Source organism: Lentimonas sp. CC4, assembly GCF_902728235.1.
Taxonomy (GTDB): Bacteria; Verrucomicrobiota; Verrucomicrobiia; order Opitutales; family Coraliomargaritaceae; genus Lentimonas.
The window spans coordinates 715,002-734,445 of record NZ_CACVBO010000001.1; the positions used below are offsets into that span (position 1 = coordinate 715,002).

16 protein-coding genes are annotated in these 19,444 nt (G+C 52.7%); 5 read left to right on the forward strand and 11 right to left on the reverse strand.

Features of this window, described 5'->3' with window-relative positions; all coding sequences use genetic code 11:
- Nucleotides 1-8: 8 nt before the first annotated feature.
- Genes folK through GZZ87_RS03130 form a run of 6 tightly spaced genes read right to left on the reverse strand, consistent with a single transcriptional unit; the run spans nt 9 to nt 5,079 of the window.
- Nucleotides 9-515: a 2-amino-4-hydroxy-6-hydroxymethyldihydropteridine diphosphokinase gene (gene folK, locus GZZ87_RS03105; RefSeq protein WP_162027313.1), complete on the reverse strand. Its 507-nt coding sequence runs from the start codon at nt 513-515 to the stop codon at nt 9-11.
- Entirely contained in the window at nt 506-871 is a 366-nt protein-coding gene (folB, locus tag GZZ87_RS03110; RefSeq protein WP_162027314.1) for a dihydroneopterin aldolase, read from the reverse strand. Before folB ends, folK begins: the two co-directional genes overlap by 10 nt.
- Nucleotides 864-1,700, reverse strand: a complete 837-nt coding sequence (folP, locus tag GZZ87_RS03115; RefSeq protein WP_162027315.1) for a dihydropteroate synthase — start codon at nt 1,698-1,700, stop codon at nt 864-866. The genes folB and folP overlap by 8 nt, the downstream gene beginning before the upstream one ends.
- Entirely contained in the window at nt 1,693-2,526 is an 834-nt protein-coding gene (locus tag GZZ87_RS03120; protein ID WP_162027316.1) for an aminotransferase class IV, read from the reverse strand. The genes folP and GZZ87_RS03120 overlap by 8 nt, the downstream gene beginning before the upstream one ends.
- Complete coding sequence (gene pabB, locus GZZ87_RS03125; protein WP_162027317.1) at nt 2,511-3,890, reverse strand: aminodeoxychorismate synthase component I; 1,380 nt, start codon at nt 3,888-3,890, stop codon at nt 2,511-2,513. Before pabB ends, GZZ87_RS03120 begins: the two co-directional genes overlap by 16 nt.
- A 43-nt stretch (nt 3,891-3,933) precedes the next feature.
- A complete protein-coding gene (locus GZZ87_RS03130; protein WP_162027318.1) occupies nt 3,934-5,079 on the reverse strand; it encodes an LptF/LptG family permease in 1,146 nt (381 codons plus the stop codon).
- 123 nt (nt 5,080-5,202) lie between these two features.
- Here GZZ87_RS03130 and pyrE point away from each other — a divergent pair, with 123 nt between their 5' ends.
- The 5 genes from pyrE (at nt 5,203) to GZZ87_RS03155 (ending at nt 11,339) form a co-directional block, all read left to right on the forward strand.
- A complete protein-coding gene (gene pyrE, locus GZZ87_RS03135) occupies nt 5,203-5,772 on the forward strand; it encodes an orotate phosphoribosyltransferase (RefSeq protein ID WP_162027319.1) in 570 nt (189 codons plus the stop codon).
- A gap of 190 nt (nt 5,773-5,962) precedes the next feature.
- A complete protein-coding gene (gene rlmJ / locus GZZ87_RS03140; RefSeq protein ID WP_162027320.1) occupies nt 5,963-6,805 on the forward strand; it encodes a 23S rRNA (adenine(2030)-N(6))-methyltransferase RlmJ in 843 nt (280 codons plus the stop codon).
- Between the two features lie 278 nt (nt 6,806-7,083).
- Entirely contained in the window at nt 7,084-9,855 is a 2,772-nt protein-coding gene (locus GZZ87_RS03145; protein WP_244648054.1) for an HAD-IC family P-type ATPase, read from the forward strand.
- Nucleotides 9,856-9,916: 61 nt separating this feature from the next.
- Nucleotides 9,917-10,222: a DUF3817 domain-containing protein gene (locus GZZ87_RS03150; protein ID WP_162027321.1), complete on the forward strand. Its 306-nt coding sequence runs from the start codon at nt 9,917-9,919 to the stop codon at nt 10,220-10,222.
- 154 nt (nt 10,223-10,376) lie between these two features.
- A complete protein-coding gene (locus GZZ87_RS03155; RefSeq protein ID WP_162027322.1) occupies nt 10,377-11,339 on the forward strand; it encodes a glycoside hydrolase family 5 protein in 963 nt (320 codons plus the stop codon).
- A 15-nt stretch (nt 11,340-11,354) separates the two neighbouring features.
- On the opposite strand, the gene GZZ87_RS03160 is transcribed toward GZZ87_RS03155, so the two are convergent.
- The 5 genes from GZZ87_RS03160 to GZZ87_RS03180 all read right to left on the reverse strand — a co-directional run bounded on the left by GZZ87_RS03160 (nt 11,355) and on the right by GZZ87_RS03180 (nt 19,301).
- Nucleotides 11,355-12,101: a putative 4-mercaptohistidine N1-methyltransferase gene (locus GZZ87_RS03160; protein ID WP_162027323.1), complete on the reverse strand. Its 747-nt coding sequence runs from the start codon at nt 12,099-12,101 to the stop codon at nt 11,355-11,357.
- 5 nt (nt 12,102-12,106) lie between these two features.
- Nucleotides 12,107-15,253, reverse strand: a complete 3,147-nt coding sequence (locus GZZ87_RS03165; protein ID WP_162027324.1) for a multidrug efflux RND transporter permease subunit — start codon at nt 15,251-15,253, stop codon at nt 12,107-12,109.
- Between the two features lie 21 nt (nt 15,254-15,274).
- On the reverse strand, nt 15,275-16,486 hold the full coding sequence (locus tag GZZ87_RS03170; protein ID WP_162027325.1) for an efflux RND transporter periplasmic adaptor subunit: 1,212 nt from the start codon (nt 16,484-16,486) through the stop codon (nt 15,275-15,277).
- A gap of 36 nt (nt 16,487-16,522) precedes the next feature.
- A complete protein-coding gene (locus GZZ87_RS03175) occupies nt 16,523-17,986 on the reverse strand; it encodes a TolC family protein (protein ID WP_162027326.1) in 1,464 nt (487 codons plus the stop codon).
- 160 nt (nt 17,987-18,146) lie between these two features.
- The gene (locus tag GZZ87_RS03180) at nt 18,147-19,301 is read right to left on the reverse strand and encodes a hypothetical protein (RefSeq protein ID WP_162027327.1); all 1,155 of its coding nucleotides are present in this window, start codon (nt 19,299-19,301) and stop codon (nt 18,147-18,149) included.
- Nucleotides 19,302-19,444 lie beyond the last annotated feature (143 nt).

Below are 19,444 nucleotides of genomic sequence, written 5' to 3' on the forward strand. Positions count from 1 at the left end.
GATGGGAGTTAGGAGTTAGGATTTAGAAGAGTGCCGGCATAGAGTTCCAGTTCAACCAGCGGCAACGCATTTAACAGTGCGTCAACTGAACGACCCCGAATCAACAAATCGGGGTTAATATCAGAGAGCGGCTTTAACACAAAGTCGCGCTCAGCAATACGTGGATGCGGTAGCTGCAAGCGTTCGCTTTCGATCTCTGCCTCACCGTAGATCAGCACGTCGACATCAATCGTTCGCGGTGCCCAACTACCAGAGCGCACACGACCCAGTTGATTTTCAACCAACAAGCATAGATCCAACAAGTCCTCCGCAGAGCGACTGGTCGACACCTCAATCACCGCATTCAAAAACGGTTCCGCGTCGCCCATACCAATCGCTCGATTCTGATATACCGAACTCGCCCGCAGCACCGAAACATCGTTCGCCGCATCCAGCATCCGCAATGCCGCGCGCATCTGTTCGAGGCGTTCGCCGACATTACTGCCGAGTGCCAGATAAGCCCTCGTTAGCGGCATCGGGTGACCTCCGCTGCAAAATAATCACAAATGCAATCCACCGGCACAGCAGGCTTCTTTACTTTGACCGTCACTTCGACGGCCTTGTCAAAGCGCTCTAAAATCTCAGTCGCAATCACTTCCGCCGCACGCTCGATCAGATTGAAACGAAAGCCTGTAAAGATCTCCTTCACCACGTCATACACTTCAACGTAGTTGACGGTCTGCTCTGGCGTGTCGTCTTCAAACTCAAGCCCATCAACCAAGGTCAACAACACATCGACTTTAAAGCGTTGCCCCAGCTTCGCCTCTTCAGTGAGCACGCCGTGACGCGCAAAAAAAGCCAAGTCCTTTAATTCGATTTTTGTCTTATTCATAACGTAAACAATGATCCATCACTTGTGCACACTCACGATGCTCGCGCACATCGTGCACACGAATAAAATCAACTCCAGCTTGCACAGCCAACGCCGTAGTTGCGAGGCTACCACTCAAGCGCGCCTTCGGGTCCGTTAAGTTCAGCAACTTTGCGATCATCGACTTACGCGACGCCCCCAGTAAGAGTGGATAGCCCAAAGCACAGAGTTCAGACAAGCGACGCATAATCTCCCAATTCTCTTCAAAAGTTTTTCCAAAGCCCAAGCCGGGATCCAACATGATCGCATCCTCACGCACGCCTGCAGCGCGCACTAATTGAATCGATTGATCAAAGAACGCACAAATCGCCTCAATCACATCCCCCGACTCCTCATCTTCGATAGAACGGTTATGCATCAGGATACAAGCCGCGTTATGACGCCCGATCACCTCAGCCATCTGAGGATCACGCTGCGCGCCCCAGACATCATTCACAATATCGGCACCGGCCAGCAAAGCCGCCTCCGCCACATCACTTTTTGACGTATCAATTGAAATCAGCGCCCCGGTGTGCGGACGTATCTTTTCAATAAAAGGCACCACACGGGCGATCTCTTCAGCAATCGCAACCGGCTGATGCCCCGGCCGCGTCGACTCACCACCGATATCAATAATTGCTGCCCCCTGCTGCACCATTTGATGAAAGCGCTCGATCGCACGGTCTAAATCCACAAACTCTCCACCATCTGAAAACGAATCAGGCGTCAGGTTCAAAATACCTGCAAGGTAAGTTTGCTGTCCCAACTCCAAGGTTCGACGCTTTGTAAAATATGATTTATGTTTATGCATTCGAAATCTCCAATGAGCTCCCCGCCTCAACCGCCGCCAACGCCTCGATCAAGTCCAAGACCATCGGATGCGAAGAACTATTCACTTCACGCTGAGCATCTCCCATCATAATTGTATCCACAGGTTGAATACCAACTGACGAGTTCGTAACAAACGCCGACTCCATCAGATTCAACGCATCTGGAAAATACGCACCTTCGGCTACCGGAATCCCTAAAATCTCCGCAGCCTCCAACACCACGGCACGCACGACGCCTGGCAGTATACCAGTGGCTAGGCCTGGAGTGTATAAGGTATCGCCTTGAACAAAAAATAAATTCCCCACGGCGGTCTCTGTTAATTGCCCTGCAGCATTCACACGCACCACATCGGTGCAACCTGCCGAACGAGCCGACGCCAAGAGCATCATATTCTCCATATAATTGTGGGTCTTATGCCCTGCGAGTAAAGAGTGCTCGTTCTGCTTCGAGTCGGATGCAAAGAGCAAACGCGCAGCACCACTCGTCATCATCGCAGGTCGCGCATACACGTAGCACTGCGAGCCTTCGCACGCCTGCACGAGCGACACCTTAATCACAGCATCCTTTAATCCATCCGCTCGCACCAACTCTCGAATCGCGGCGAGCACCTCAGGTTCGGTAAACTCAAGGTGCAAACTCAACGCTTTTGCAGACTTCACAAAACGCTGCCAGTGCTCCTCCCAGAAACAGAGCTGTGATTCCGCAAGTTTAAGTGTCTCGAAAATTCCAAAGCCATGCGCAAAGCCGGACTGCGTCGGATCTAGCGAAACAGAGTCTCCTGAATTAAGTATTATGATGTCTGACATAAAGCATCCACAGTTTCACGAATCGCACGGCCTTTATCGAGTGTTTCTTGATATTCACTTTCAGGCTCAGAATCCCAAACGATCCCGCCACCCACTTGATAATCTAAATAGCCATCTTTAAGGTGCAAGCTACGGATCGCGATATTGAGCTCGGCATTGCCATCGAACCCAATGTAACCGACCGAGCCGGTATAGACACCACGCCGAGTGGATTCGATCTCTTCGATGACTTCCATCGCTCGCACTTTCGGCGCTCCGGTAATTGAGCCACCTGGAAACAGCGCATGAATACAATCAAACACATCCTTACCTTCGGCTAAAGTGGCTTTGACCTGCGCCGTCTGGTGAATCACTCGCGCGTAGTGCTCCTGTCGATACAAGTGCTCCACATGCACACTGCCAAACTCAGCCACACGGCCAAGGTCATTGCGCTCTAAATCCACAATCATCAGCAACTCCGCACGGTCTTTCTCCGACCTGCGCAAAGCCTCCGCGTTGCGCGCATTCTCCTCTTCAGACGCACCCCTAGGGCGCGTGCCTTTGATTGGGCGCGTTTCAATCAGCCGCCCCTGCTTACGCAGAAATTGCTCGGGAGAAGTCGACAACACCGTAAAAGCATCCGATCGAATCAACGCACTATACGGCGCGGGGTTCCCCGCTCGTAGTGCTTGATACAACTGTATCGGGCAGCCCTCGTAACGACACTTCGCGCGTTGCGATAGATTGACCTGATAGACGTCACCACTGGCAATGTAACTGCGCACACGCTCGACCGCCTGCAAATAAGCACCCCGCTCAATATTCCACTCCCAGCCCCCATGTTGTGGTGGAGGCGAATTGGTTGACATCGATGCATCCGTAATAATCGCCTGCAGTTCAGCCAACACCAGATCCTCATCCGCGCGTATCCCGAGCGCGATCAGACTCAGCTCCCCTGTCTGATGGTTCAATGCTGCAATCCCATCATAAAAACCAAAGTGCATATCTGGCAGCCCGCGATCATCCACTGTTTGCTCCGGCAACGCTTCGATCTGACGACCATAATCATACGCTAGAAAACCGACAGCGCCTCCCACAAACGGGATGCCACTTTCATTCTCAAGCACATAGCCCGCCATCAACGCACGCAAAAGCTGCAGTCCATCTCCATTCAACGTTCGACGTTGGGCGTTCAATGTTGGACGTTCAACATACTCTCCATCCTTCCCCGAAAAGACCAAGAATGGGTTTGCACCAAAAAAGCTCCATTGCCCCAAGCCGTCATTCGAACGCGAACTATCCAGCACAAACGGAAGTTCCCTCGAACCGAAGCGTTCAATCAACGCATCCACATTCGGCGGATTCTGCACAGCAACGATCTTCATTGCGGATACTCACTCCTGACTATCACTTTCACTCTCACTAGATTTAGTGCTGGTTGGCTCGCTGGATCATAAAAAAGCCAGCAGCCTGAAAGATGATGTTTGGCAGCCAGATCAACAAATCAGGACGTAAAGAAGGCACACCTTCTAGCCAACTGACTGCAATGATCAAAAAGTAATAGCTCATCGCAATGATCAGTGCGATCCCGAGATTCGCATAGCTCTCCTTACGACCTACGTGAATGGCCAGAGGCACGCCAAAGATCGCCAGCGAAAACACCGAAAACGCCATCGCAAAGCTCTTTTGCATGTGCACCTGCAACTTCATTCGCGACTTCGACATCCCTTCACCGGCTTCAGCCTCTTCCGCTAACAGCAGATCACGCTTTGCCATCAACTGCGAAAAGACCATCTCCTTGGTGCGCACACGCCGCTGGCTCTTTTCACCAAAAATATCCCCCATGGGCAACTCGATCGGCAACTCTCCAAAGAAGAGTGATCGCATCGGCTCCTCGTCGAGCTCATCAGGATCGTCATTATCACGCTGCTCTGCCGTGCCATTCCGAAGGGTCAAAACTAGCGCGCTGCTTTCTTTATCAAAACTAATTTCGCCTTCCTCTGCGCGTAAAAAGAGCTTCACGCGTTGCGCGTCGTCTAGCTCCCAAATCCAGAAATCCTTCATCAGCGAACCATCGCGCCCGCCCATATAAATCACATACCCAGGAAATTCGTGGATAAATCGCCGCTCCTCAATGAACCCAATCGGGTTTTCACTGACCGCGGTGGCCATCAACTGCTTATAAGCTAAGCGTGATTCTGGCGCATATTGAAGATTCACCACAACGCCCACGACCATCCCGATGAATGAGATCAAGAACACGGGCGATGCGATTTGATACAGGCTCAGGCCCGAGGCCTTCATCGCAGTAATTTCCTGCTGCGAAGACAGACGTCCGAGCGCCATCAATGTGCCCGTCAAAACCCCCAGCGGTAGCGCATACGCCGCCACGTAAGGGATCAACAGCCCCATCAACTTCAAAAAGACGATCGCATCGAGTTTCCCAGCCGCAACCAGCTCTGCGATATCACGCATCGCATTTCCCAATAACAGGACGAACACAAAAAGCCCCATCGCGAACCCAGTAGCGACAAGAACCTCCTTCAAGACATGACGATGTAGTAAATTAAGCATTTGCTGAAATTAGAAGTTAGTAGTCAGAACGCCCGAACCACAAGCCACAAGCTCTTCCAAATAATTTTCTCTCGCGCGCGTTTCTCACTTCACACTTCCGCATTCTAACTTCAACCTGCCGCCATGGATTCCAAACAAGAAGAAGTTCTCCAAATTTTCCGCGACGGTGGCGCACTCCTCAGTGGCCACTTCCTGCTGCGCTCCGGCCTGCACAGTGCCCATTTCTTCCAATGTGCACAGGTTTGCCAATACATGGACAAAGTCACTCGCATGGCGGAACTCCTCTGTGAAGACCTCAAAGGCTACGGCGCGACGACCGTCGTCGGCCCCGCAATGGGCGGTCTCGTGATCGGCCAAGAAGTCGCACGCCAACTCGGCCTACGCTTCGTTTTCCTCGAAAAGGTCGATGATAAGCTCGAACTACGCCGCAACTTCAAATTCGCACCCGACGAGAAGGTATTGATCGTCGAAGACGTCATCACACGCGGTGGCCGCGTCGTTGAAGCACTCGAACAATGCCGCAAACACGGCGCAGATCCTGTCGCAGTCGGTGTCATCGTCGACCGCAGCAACGGCAAGACCACCTTCGACATCCCACACCACAGCCTAGCAGAACTCAGCTTCCCAACTTACGAAGCCGACAATCTCCCGCCAGAGCTACAAGGCAGCGAAGCGATCAAGCCAGGCAGCTAGCCCGTCGAACGTCGAACGTCGAACGTCGAACGTCGAACGTCGAACGTCGAACGTCGAACGTCGAACGTCGACATTTTGCTTCGACGTCGCAAAAATCCAATCAAGCTGAAAATTCTATTTTCAGCTATTTAAATTCAACATTCAAAGTTGAACGTTCGATGTTCAACGTTCAACGAGATCATCCGACACCATGCTCAGCTACCGCCACGCATTCCATGCTGGAAACTATGCCGATGTGCTCAAGCACCTCGTGCTAGTCGAGTGCCTCAACTACCTAAAGTTGAAGGATAAGCCGTTCGCGTATTTCGATACGCATGCGGGCCCGGGCATGTATGCACTGGATTCGGAATTCGCTCTGAAGACCGGCGAATTCCAAGGCGGCATCGCCAAACTATGGGTCGAAGAGGCCTTACCGGAAGCGCTCTTACCCTATTTGGAGGTGATTGAAGCGATCAATGTCAGCGACGAACTCGTCAAATATCCGGGTTCGCCGTCCATTGCCCAGCATCTGCTGCGTGAGCAAGACCGCCTGCAATTGTGCGAACTGCACAACACCGAGATTGAGGCGCTCGAAGCATTGCTACGCGTCGATGGCCGCGCCGAGGTCTGGCATGAGGACGGCTTTAATCGAGTCGAAAAGCTCCTGCCGCCCAGAGAGCGACGTGCAGTGACGCTGATTGACCCGTCCTACGAAATCAAAGAAGACTATGATCGTGTGGTGGAATTCATTACCCGCGCATACCGAAAATTTGCCCAAGGGGTTTATTTGATCTGGTATCCGGTGGTCGAACGCGCACGCATCGACCAGATGGAAGCCGATCTACAGCGTAGCGGCATCCGCAACATTCAAGTGTATGAGCTCGGCATCACCAACGACACCGAAGCGCGCGGCATGACCTCTAGCGGCATGATTGTCATCAACCCGCCCTGGACACTGAAACAGCGCATGGAGCCCGCGCTTAAATTCCTGGCCGACACACTCGGCATTGACGGCAATGGCTTTGCCAGATCCGAGCAGCTTGTAGAGGAATAATACAGGAAGAGCGGACTGAGACCTCTCCCGCATCAAGAATTGTGATTTTTTAGCTCAACCCATACGGGAGGGACGAGCTCCGCCTCGTCTTGCGGTGTGCTGGTGCTTTGGTTCTGAGCGGAGGTTGAGTGCGGAGGCTCGGCGAGACGGCAGCGTAGAACGCGGCAAGCGCGGAGGCCGTCCCTCCCCAAGAACAGATCCGTTGAAGCGCCATGAAGCGGATCCGCTCAGCGGTTCTGGGATTGAGCGCAACACATCGTCGAAATCGACCTCTAAAAATGGACTCACACGCGGCCATGCATACAATGGCACGTGAGATGTCCCAGAATTGCGATAGGTCTTGGTATCAATTATCGAGCGCTGATGTGCTTGAACGCTTAGAAAGTGCCCCCGAAGGCCTCTCTCAAGACCTCTCTCAGCGCCGCTTAGAAGAGTTCGGCTATAATGAATTAAAAATTCAAACGCCAAGCGCATGGAAACGCCTGCTACGACAATTCCACAACGCGCTCATCTATATTCTACTGATTGCGATCACCTTGACCGCCATACTCGGGATGTGGATGGACATGGCAGTCATCCTTGGAGTCGTCGCCTTAAATGTAGTCATCGGCTACATTCAAGAGGGCAAGGCCGAGGGCGCGCTCGACGCCTTAAAGCGCACACTCGTGGCAAAATGCACCGTCATACGTAGTGGCGAAGCCACGATTATCCCCAGTCGAGAACTCGTCCCGGGCGAAATCGTCAGCCTCAGTGGGGGCGACCGTATCCCTGCCGACTTACGACTGATCAGCGCTCATGATTTTCATGCCGACGAAAGCGCCCTAACCGGCGAATCCGTGCCGGCAAAAAAGGAGATCGACGCCATCGACCGCCCCGACCTCTCTCCTGGCGATCAACGCTGCATGGCCTTCAGCAGCACCTTCGCCACCCGCGGCTCAGCACTGGGAATTGTTGTCGAAACTGCCGAACAGACCGAGATCGGAAAAATTGCCGTGCTGATGAAAGAGATCCAAGCACCGCTGACACCGCTGCAGTCGAAAATCGCCGATTTTACCCGCACACTGATCATCGCAATCCTACTGATCGGGCTCTTGAACCTATTGCTCGGGCACTACGTGGGATACGCCCTCGGCTACAATTTCCTCGGCTCCATTTCACTGATCGTGGCGGCGATCCCAGAAATGTTGCCCATGATTGTGACCGGCATACTCGCGCTCTCTGCCACCCGCATGGCGCAACGCAGCGCCCTGATCCGTCGTCTGCCCGCCGCTGAAACCCTCGGCTGCACCACCGTCATCTGCTCCGACAAAACTGGCACCTTGACCAAGAATGAAATGACCGTGCAGGCGATCCTCTGTGCCGACAGCTCCTACGAAGTGCACGGCGTAGGCTATGATCCCGACGGCTTTTTCGCAAAAGACCAAGCAGCCATCGATCTGACAGAGCTACCGTCCGCGCTCCGTGAAACACTCCGCACTGGACTACTCTGCAACGATGCGAACTTAGTCAAAGAAGGCACACACCACCATATTGTCGGAGACCCCACCGAAGGCGCCTTGCTAGTCGCCGCCGCCAAAGCACAGATCACGGATCATTCAGAACGCATCGATGAAATCCCCTTCGACTCTGAAAATATGTATATGGCGACGCTGCATCGTGGCGAAAAATCGAACCACATCTTCGTCAAAGGCTCCCCCGAACAAGTGCTCAAGCTCTGCACCCATCAACTCACTCAAAACGGCCCAGAGGATCTTACCCCCGATGCCATTCACGAACAAGCAGAGCAACTTGCAGCCAAAGCACTGCGCCTCCTCGCCATGGCCACCAAAGCAGTGCCACACACGCACACGCGCATCACCTCCAAAGACCTGCATACTCTCACCTTCTTAGGGATCGAAGGCATGATCGATCCTCCGCGACCAGAAGCCATCGCCGCCATTGAAGACTGCAAACAAGCCGGAATCCGCCCCGTCATGATCACAGGCGATCACGCCATCACCGCTTCTGCAGTGGCACGCCAGCTCGGCATCTTATCGCGCGATGCCCCTCCCGCGATCGGCGGTGAAACATTGGCGCGCATGAGCGATGATGACTTGCGCGAAGCCGTCGCTCGAGTCTCTGTCTTTGCCCGTGTCGCCCCCGAGCACAAACTTCGTATCGCCCGGCAACTACAAGAACGTGGCGAAATCGTCGCGATGACCGGTGACGGCGTCAACGACGCCCCTGCACTGAAAGCGGCAGACATCGGCATTGCGATGGGCATCACGGGCACCGAAGTCAGTAAAGAAGCTGCCGACATGGTGCTGACAGACGACAACTTTGCCAGTATCGTCGGCGCTGTCGAAGAAGGACGGCACGCCTGGAAGAATCTGGAAAAGGCCATTCTCTACACACTTCCCACCAATGGCGGACAAGCCATGCTCGTCATCGGCGCGGTGCTAATGGCCACCTTCGTGCCGATCTTCGCAGCTCGACTGACGCTCGAACCCGTCATGATTCTATGGATCAATCTATTCGACTCGGTCTTTCTGACGATGCCACTGATGATGGAGGCCAAAGAGCGCAACTTACTCAAACAACCCCCACGGCCACCGAAAGCTAAACTCGCCAGCATGCTGCTACTGGGGCGCGTCATCCTGATCGGCCTCGCCATCGCCCTGCCTGGGTTTTGGATCTATCATCACTTCGGAGCCGCAGCCGTCGCCGCAGATGGCACCATCCTCGACGAGTTGCTGCTCACCCAAGCCCAAACCGCAGCCTTCTGGGCGGTGCTGATGGTGCACTTCGGATTCGTCATGAGTGCACGATCGATCGACCAGTCGGCCTTCAGTTTCAGCCCATTCTCAAATAAGTGGTTACTCGCAGGGATCGCCGCCAGCGTCCTACTCCGCCTACTGCCAAGCGTGGTGCCATCGATCGCTGCCGCATTTCGAACCGCAAACTTCCCGCTCGAATGGTGGCTCTATATCCTCCCCTGCCTACTACCTGGTTTCATCATCCTAGAAATTGAGAAACTCATTCGAAGACGATTTTCTAAAGGTCACTGCTGAACCGAGCCGAACTCTCAATTTTTAATCGCAATTCGCCGCGAGTCCTTCAATAGCTGTTCGCATGTTCAAATTCGACAGCACCCTCAACCGCCTGTGCAGCGTTGGCACTTGGGAAGCCATTTCCTCAATCCTACTCTTCGGCATCGCCATGCCACTCAAATATATATGGGGCAACGACATGCTGATCCGACCGATCGGCATGGCACACGGAATCTTATGGATGGCCTACGTCGGGTTGGCCGTGCTCGGCCAAATGGATTACAAATGGTCATGGAAGATAACTGGCTGGTTACTCGTCGCCAGTATCGTGCCCGCAGGCCCATTAGTCGCCGACCCGAAGTTGCTCAAGCACATCAAAGCCAAGTAGCCCGTCGTTGACGCGATCCATCAAGGTGCTTTCGCATCTGAAACGTGGTATTTCTCAATGTGAATATGTCTAGTCACTTTACACCGCAGCACTCAGCATGATGCATATGCCCGCCCGCATACGACTCCATCTACTCTCTATCTTGCTGCTGATAATGACGTCCGCTATTACCCCACTCCGCGCTGACTCCAATCAACTCGCATTCAGCCGCAACCAAGCGCTCGCTCAAACGATCAATTTGGCAGAGCGCAGCAGTGCCGAGTCAGACGTCAGCATAATCGCTGAGGCTGGTTTCACCGCGATCCGTCTGGTGCTCGCCCCCTTCAAGGAGATGCAGCAAGACGAAGGGCAGTGGCGCTTCAATACCGCATGGCTTAAGGACGTCGAGCGTATCGTCGAGCGCGCCCTTCAGCACGATCTAGCGATCATCCTCGACCACCACGAATACTTCCCCATGGGAGAAAAGCCCGAGGAAATGCACGACCAATATATGGAATCGTGGCGACTGCTCGCTCAGCACTTTGCACACCTCCCTAATGATACGGTCTTCTTCGAACTCCTCAACGAGCCGAACACCAACCTGACACCGAAACTCTGGAACACCTACCTCGCCGAAGCCATCGCAGTCGTGCGCAAGAGTAACCCAGAGCGCACGCTCATTATCGGCCCCGGGCATTGGAATAATATTAAATTCCTCAAACAACTCAAAATCCCAAAGTCCGAGCGCAACGTCATTGCCACCTTTCACTATTACGAACCATTCCAATTCACCCACCAAGGCGCGAGTTGGACACCTAACATGAAAGACGTGAAAGACGTGCGCTGGAACGGCACGCCTGAACAAATCAAAGAGGTGCTCAGTGACCTGCAGAGTGCAGCCCAGTGGGGCAAAAAAGAGCAACGTCCACTCCTTCTAGGAGAATTCGGAGCTATCAAATACGCCGCGCTCGAAGACCGCGTGCGCTACTACCACGTCGTGCATACAGTCGCCGAAAAATACGGCATTTCTTGGGCAGCATGGGGCTTTCGTGATGGCCATTACAGTATCTACGACAGCAAAAAAGCGCAGTGGAATCAGGCACTGCTCTACGGCCTACGGGGCAAGCCAACCCAGTAAGTAAGCCAGCCAGTTCTAGCACCGGCGCCAACGACTCGCTTGCGCGATACTGTATTGGAACTTCCGCGCGTGCTCCCGAATCAGGAACGGCATATCCCACTGCTTTTGTAGCTCAAAGTCTGGCTCCAGCGCGGAACGTAAGCCCTCAAACGAATCTTGTGCACCGTCGCCGAGCCAATTAGCCGACGGCGTATATTCCTCCAGCCATGTGAAGGGCGTGGTAATCAACAACTGGCCGCCAGGCTTCACCAACTCTGACAGCCGCTTCAACAAGCGCATCGGCTCCGGCAAGCGGCAGATCAAATTACAGGCAATCACGACGTCAAACTGACCGATATCGTCGCGAACACGCTGCGCATCCCCGACTTCAAAATGCACACGGTTCGGATCAATCGCGGCATCCACCTTCAAATCCAACAAAGTCGTGCCCGAGCCTTCATCCAAACGCCAAGCCGCATGCATACCAGCGGTCTTCATACGATTGGCCGCATCGATAAACGCCTGCGAGTAATCAATGCCAATCACCTCCGAGCAATGACGCGCCAGCTCAAAGGTCGAGCGCCCCACCGAGCAGCCGAGATCCAAGGCGCGCGCATTTGCTGGCAAGACCGCCACATCGACGCCCTCACTGACGCATCGCTGTGGAAACCCCAAGGCATCGGCACCACCGAAGCCATACGGGAACTGCTCCGCCGCACTGGCGTAGTGAAAAATCAAATACTGCTGCAGCAGCTCGTCGGATTCGTAAGGGTTCTCTGACATACTTACTAATCAGTGGATTCGACTGCCTTAGGCGCATCATCCGCCTTCTTACCGCCAGTAACTTTCTCCATCATTGTCTGGATTACGAAGTAGAGCATCGGCACAACAATCAAACTCAGAATAGTCGCGGTGACCATACCGCCGAACACCGCAGTGCCCAGCACCTGACGTGACGCAGCACCTGCACCCGAGGCGATCAATAGTGGAATCACACCGAGCACGAAGGACAGCGCAGTCATCAAAACCGCACGGTAACGAAGCTTCACAGCCTCGACCGCAGCATCGAAAATACTCATGCCGCTCTGGCGTTGCACACTGGCAAATTCCGTCAGCAAAATCGCAGTCTTAGTGGCGAGAGCGATCAACAAAATCAAACCGACCTGTGTATACACGTTGTTTTCCATGCCACGATATTTGATAAAGAACACCGCACCCAAGAGCGCAGTCGGCACCGCAAGACAAACTGAGATAGGCAAAGTCCAGCTCTCATATTGAGCAGCCAACAATAAATACACCATCAACACAGCAAAACCAAACACCGCGATAAGACCAGCTCCCGCTTGCTTCTCCTGATACGACAACTCCGACCACGAAAAGCCCATCGAAGCGGGCAAATTCGTAGCAGACAAAGCTTCCATGGTATCCATCGCCTGCCCCGAGCTATAACCAGGAGCTGGATTACCAAGCACCTTCACCGAAGGCATCATATTGAAACGAATCACGTTCTGCGGCCCCAGCTTCTCTTCCAATGCGACGACTGCACCTAGAGGTATCATCTCACCATTCGCACCTTTAACCGTCAGTTTATTAATATCATCCGGTTCTCCACGAGCCGGTATATCTGCTTGCGCGGTCACCTTAAAAACCTGTCCGAATAGCGTGAAGTCATTCACATACATCGAGCCAAGATAGACCTGCAACGTATCAAAAACGGCAGTCATCGATGTGCCCGTGCGCTTAATCTGCTCACGGTCAATATCGATAAAAATCTGCGGCACACTCGCGCGGAAAGTTGACCGCACTCCATTCATAATCGGACTTTGGTTCGCTTCAGCCATAAGCCCAGCAGAGACCGCCTGTAACTGCTCGGGACCACCACCCTCTTTGTCTTGTAGCATGTAAGTAAAGCCACCTGTCATACCCACGCCTGGCAACGAAGGCATCGGAAAGCCAAACGCCACTGCGTCTTGTATCTTATTAAACTCAACTTGCATCGCTGCGAGAATCCCGGACTGATGCAACTCAGGAGTTCCACGCTCATCCCAGTGATCAAAAACGATCATGCAGAAACCCGCATTCGAACCTGCCGCTCCATCAATCAAAGAATAACCAGAAACCGCCAAACAATCCACCACACCTGGCGTTGCCAGAGCAATTTTTTCGATCTGCTCCATGACCGCATCCGTGCGTTCCAAGGTCGCACCATCCGGCAACTGAGCACTCATCATGCAATAGCCTTCATCTTCTTGCGGCACGAAACCAGTTGGCAAGCTACTCATCCCCTTACCGGAAATGTAAACAAGCCCGATAAAGAGCGCTACGCCGATCACACTGTAACGCAGTGCTAAGCGAACAATACTCTGATAACCACTATTCGTCTTCTCCACCGTAGTGTTAAAGAGCTTAAATAGCCCCTTCGCTTCGGCTTGTCCCGGCTTTAGCAAAATACCACAAAGTGCCGGACTCAAGGTCAGCGCATTGACCGTCGAGAAACAGGTCGCAATCGAAATCGTAATCGCGAACTGCTTAAACATCGTGCCGGTAATACCTGGCATCATCGCAGTTGGCACGAATACCGAGAGCAGCACCAAGGTCGTCGCCACCACTGGTCCGGTGACCTCCTTCATACATTCCGCTGCAGCCTCTTTGCCGCTCAGCCCTCGATCCAAGTGAACCGTGGTGTTCTCCACCACCAAAATTGCATCATCCACCACAATTCCGATCACCAGGACCAGGCCGAAGAGGGTCAGCAGGTTGAGGGAGTAGCCCATCATCAACAACACCGAGAACGTGCCAATCAACGCAACAGGAATCGTCACGGTCGGCACCAAGGTCGCTCGGAAGTTCTGCAAAAAGATATAAACCGTCAACACCACTAGGCCTAATGTCTGCATCAGCGTAATCACCACCTCACGAATCGAAGCATGCACGACCCAGGTCGCATCATAGATAATCTTATAATCGACATCGTTCGGAAACGAATTGGAAAGCTCCTCCAACTTCGCAGTCACCCCATCCGCAACTTGAATCAAGTTAGAACCAGGTATTTGATAAATCGCCAATGCTGCAGCGTCCGCTCCATTCGACCGTGCACTGAAGTTATACACATCGGAACCCAGCTCTACACGTGCGACATCACGCACACGAATCGTTCGACCGTCCTCCGACGTCGCAATCACGATATTCTCAAACTCCTCGATTTCCACGAGGCGGCCATGCGCACTCAACACATATTCAAACGCAGTGCCTTCGGGGGCAGGCGATCCGCCCACACGACCCGCAGCGACTTGAATATTCTGTTCACGAATCGCATCGACCACTTCAGACGCAGCCAACTTACGCGCACGCAATTGATCTGGGTCCAACCAAATACGCATACTAAACTCACCAACACCATACAGCATCACATCACCCACACCCGGCACACGCAGGAGGTCATCGCGTATACGCATATTTGAATAATTCGACAAATAAGCATCATCATACGTGCCCTCAGGTGAGGTCACCGTAACATACATCACCACATCAGTGGACTTCTTCTTCACCGAAACCCCCGTGCGCTTCACCTCTTCCGGCAAACGCGGCTCCGCCAGGGAAACACGATTTTGCACCAAGACATTGGCCGTATCCAAATCAACTCCAGGCTCGAAGGTGACGGTCAAATTCATGCTTCCGTCATTCGCACTCACGGAACTCATGTAGATCATGCCTTCCACACCATTGACTTCTTTTTCAATGGTGGCCGCAACCGTATCCGAAACGGTCTGCGCATCGGCACCTGCATAATTTGCAGACACAGTAATCGTCGGCGGCGCTAAGTCAGGATAGCGTGCAATCGGCAGCATCATCAGGGAGACAATCCCCAAGACCACGATCACGATCGAGATCACTGCCGCAAAAATCGGCCTGCGAATAAAGAATAAACTAAGCATAATATGTATTAGCTAAATGAGCTATTTCGCCATTTCCGGAGTCACAGTCACTCCGTCACGCGCACGCTGCAGACCCATCACAATAATGCGATCCTCTGAAGTCACTCCATCCACAATGATCGTCTGACGCTCTGCTGGTGAATCGCCTTCAGCCTGCTTCACTATCGTATCACCAGGATCCACCCCACGGCGATGCACCACATTCTGATCATCCACCACCCAGACATAGCGACCTCCGATGTCTCTCAAAATCGCATCTGCTGGCACTAGCAAAGCATTCTTATCACTTGGATCATCTTTATTAGGCGGAACAGGGATCTTCACCAACGCATACAAGCCTGATGCTAAACCAGCGTCCTTATTATCAAACACAGCACGCATCGCGATCGTGCGCGTCATGGAGTCTACCTTATTATCCATAAAATCAATGCGCCCCGCTTCGGCATAAATAGAACCATCAGACAACTCCAATTGGATTCCCAGCCCAGTCACATACTCATCAACTGAAGAGCCCTTTTGACGTATTTGCAGATACTTAATCATTTCACGCTCAGGCACCTCAAAGTGTGCCTCAATCACGGAATCATCCACGATGGTAGTGATGACGGTGGGATCACTGAAACCCACCAAATTTTCATCACTGACAGTAGACAAGGACACTCGACCACTAATTGGTGCATTCACATTGGTATAGCTCAAGTCTAGCTTTGCATTGTTCAACTGAGCAGTCGCTTGACTGACGCTAGCAATGGCTTGAGCCAATTCAGCAGACGCAATATCAACCTCAACCTCGGCCACCGCATTCGACTTGAGCGCCTCCTCGAGTCGGCGTAATCGAGACTCAGCCAATTCGCGCCCAGCCACAGCTCGAGCCAAATCGGCCTCTGCAGCCTCAACCGCCAACTGATACGGGCGCGGTTCGATCGTAAACAAGTGCTCTCCAGCCTTCACAAAGCCACCTTCCTCGAAGTTGGCATCTTCTAAATAACCACTCACGCGAGCCCGCATCTCGATCTCCGAAACACCTTTCAGCGTCGAAGGATAACTTTTATATACAGTCACCTCGCGTGTCTCAGGGTTCGCAACCGTAACCGTTGGTGGAGGTGGCGCTTGCACCTCGGCTTCTGGCGCACATCCCACAGCAAAGATTGAAGCCAAGACTGCAGCTCCCATAGGAGCACCCAGCTTAGAGAGGTCGAAACCTCGAAGAACAAACGCACGTGTTTCTTTCATAGTGTATCTCAATTAAATCTAAAATTATTTAGCCAACTACTTCACTGGCATCGCGTCATCAGGAAACCCACCACCAAGCGACTGGTAGAGATCGATATAAAAACCAGCAATCCGACCTTCACTGAGCGCGCGGTTATCATCCGTGGTCGTCGCAGTGCGCTCCGCATCCAAAACATTTTGGAAGTCCACCAAGCCCTTAGAGTAGTTATCCTTCACCAAAGACACGGTCTCCGATGCTGCAACCGAGGCCGTCGTTAAAGCCGCTAAACGATCACGCTCAAAGGCCAACCCTCCCATCGAGGTCTCGACTTCACCCACCGCACTCAAAACGACGTTTTCATATGCCAAATAAGCCTCACGTGTCTTCGACTCTTCGATGTCAATCTGGCTACGCACACGCCCAGCGCTGAATAAGTTCCAACGAAACCCTGGGCCAAAACCATAGTCACGAGAGCCCGATTCAAACACATCGCCACTCTCAGTCGCGAGAAGCTGGAAATCTCCGTTCAAGGTAAAGCGTGGATATAGATCCGCCTCAGCGACACCAATACGTGCATGTTGCGAAGCTAAACGGCGCTCTGCTGCTCTCACATCTGGACGAGAGCGAAGGACTTCGGCGGGTGTTGCCGCAGCAGCCTGGAGCGGCGGCTTCGGAATCGAGCTGGAAGACCCAAGAAGCGCTTGTGTCTCATACGAATAACCACCGAGTAAAACAGAGAGACGATTAATCACCTCAACGCGCTCAATACCAAGCTGCGGTAAAAATGCCTGAGTATTGGATAGATTCGTCTGAGCTTGTGTAATGTCGATCTTAGGCACCAACCCCGCCTCGAAGCGATCTTCCGCCAGCTTCAGAGACCCTTGCTGCGTCTTAACATTCTCCAGAGCCAATACGATACGTTCATCTAAAGTGCGCACTTCCACATAACTACCCGCGACCTCAGCCAGCAACAGAACCATGAAATCACGATACGTTTCTTCCGTCGCTTGCAGCCCAGCATCGGCAGCCTCAATCGAACGGCGCACGCCACCGAGCACATCTAGTTCCCAAGCAACACCCGCACCCGCACCATAGTAGGTATCGGTTTGGCCACCAGCGGTGCCCGCTCCAATGTTCTCACTCGTGCGATCACGAGTCACATTGCCAGTGCCGTCAACAGTCGGATACAAGCCACTCTTCGAGATTTGACGTGCCGCCCGTGCTTGGAGCACACGCTCATAGGCAATCGCCAAATCTTTATTCGCCTCGACCGCTCGCTCGATCACTCGGTCCAAAGTCGGATCATTAAAATGCTTCCACCATTCATCTACCCCCAATGAGGCCGCAGCATTCCCAGTTGCCAATCGCTGCTGCCACTGATCCGGAACTTCCAGATCTGGTGTGACATAGTCCGTGCCAACAAACTTACAGCCTGAGAGGCCAAGTAATACAAAGAGAGCGGCTGCACCCAACTGTGACGTTGTTTGCAGGATTTTAGGGTGTTCGGATGGAAATTTCACGTAATTCGCGCTGCGAAAATAATAGGTTAAAATGGATCTGAGGACAGATTAAGTAACCAACGCAGAACAAAGCCAACACAATTAAAAGCATTCAGGCTCCGCCCTCTAAGACCAGCATCAGACCTTTTCAGACACGAGTCACCTTGAAGCACCTCAATGCTTACCCTTCCAAACACTGCACCATGTATTCGGCAGGCTTGTAATGGCGAATCAACACCGTCGTTTCGCCATTCTTAATCATGCGTGCCTCTGGCAAGCGAATCTCTGGCGTCTTGTGCGGAGCATAGAGCACATCGTCGTGCGATGCATTCTTATGCTCTTTAAACAGATCTGGAGTGATGTTGCCACCGAGGTGATCATCACGCCCAGTTGCGACGTGGATGGTGCCAAGGATCTTTTCATCCTGAATGTCACGACCAGAGAACGGCAGCACCTGCGTGCCGAAGCCCAACTCACCAATCGCACCAATCATCGGATCATCCTTCAAACGACGATTGTGGTCTTCGATTTCGGCATAGTCGCCATATACAAACTGCGACTTAAAGATCTTCCCATCCTTCACGTGTAATAAACCGATGGTGCTCTCGTCATATTTAAACGGAAACACGCCATCCGCACTTTCTGGAACGAAGTAAACCTCACCGGCCGGCAGGTTCGCGACATCGGGCTTACCCGGAGGGCACAAGCCATGACTCTTCTGAGCCGCTTGCCCGTTGGTATGCAGCACGAGCGTATAAACCTTACTCTCCACTTCAAAATCGATTTCGAAACGATCCGCTTCGGTCAAACCAAGGCGCAAGCGCTCCGCCTCCTCACTGACAATGTCATAATCCACCGCGAGCCCCGTATCCAAAATGATCTGGTTCAAACCATGCAAGGTCGCACCACGGAAGCCGAACTCCTTACACTTAGCCGTCAGCGGTGCCGTAGCTGAGAACGTCGAAACCGTCAGAATGATGTCATACTTGGTGTAGATATCCTTATCCAAGCTCAGCAAGTTGCCTTCGACATCGTAGCACTCATCCTCCATGTCCAGGTTACTACCACCGGTCTCTTTGTAAGCGAACACCTCTCCACCGGTCCAATTCATCGCCTCTAAACCTCCAGCTTTGAAGCCCTTATAAAAAGTCTCATAACCATAATTCTGAATCGAGAGCGTTTCGTCTTCGAGGAACTTAAAATCCTCAATATCTGCAGGATTTGGCAGATCGATTAGAATACAAACCCGCTCACCACTCCCGCTTCCGAAACATGTCGTCAGCAAACGAGTAAGGCTAAAGGGAGGAAAAGTGCGTTCAGAGGCATCTAAGATCATAGGTAAGTCGAGTTGGTTGGCGTTAATTGAATTCAGTTAGTAATGTGCATTCGCTCAGAATGCTGTCAAAGCTAGGTTTGACTGTATCCCAAGAGTTAATGAAATCGCACAGTATTCCCAAAACTTACACTTCCCCTTAAAAC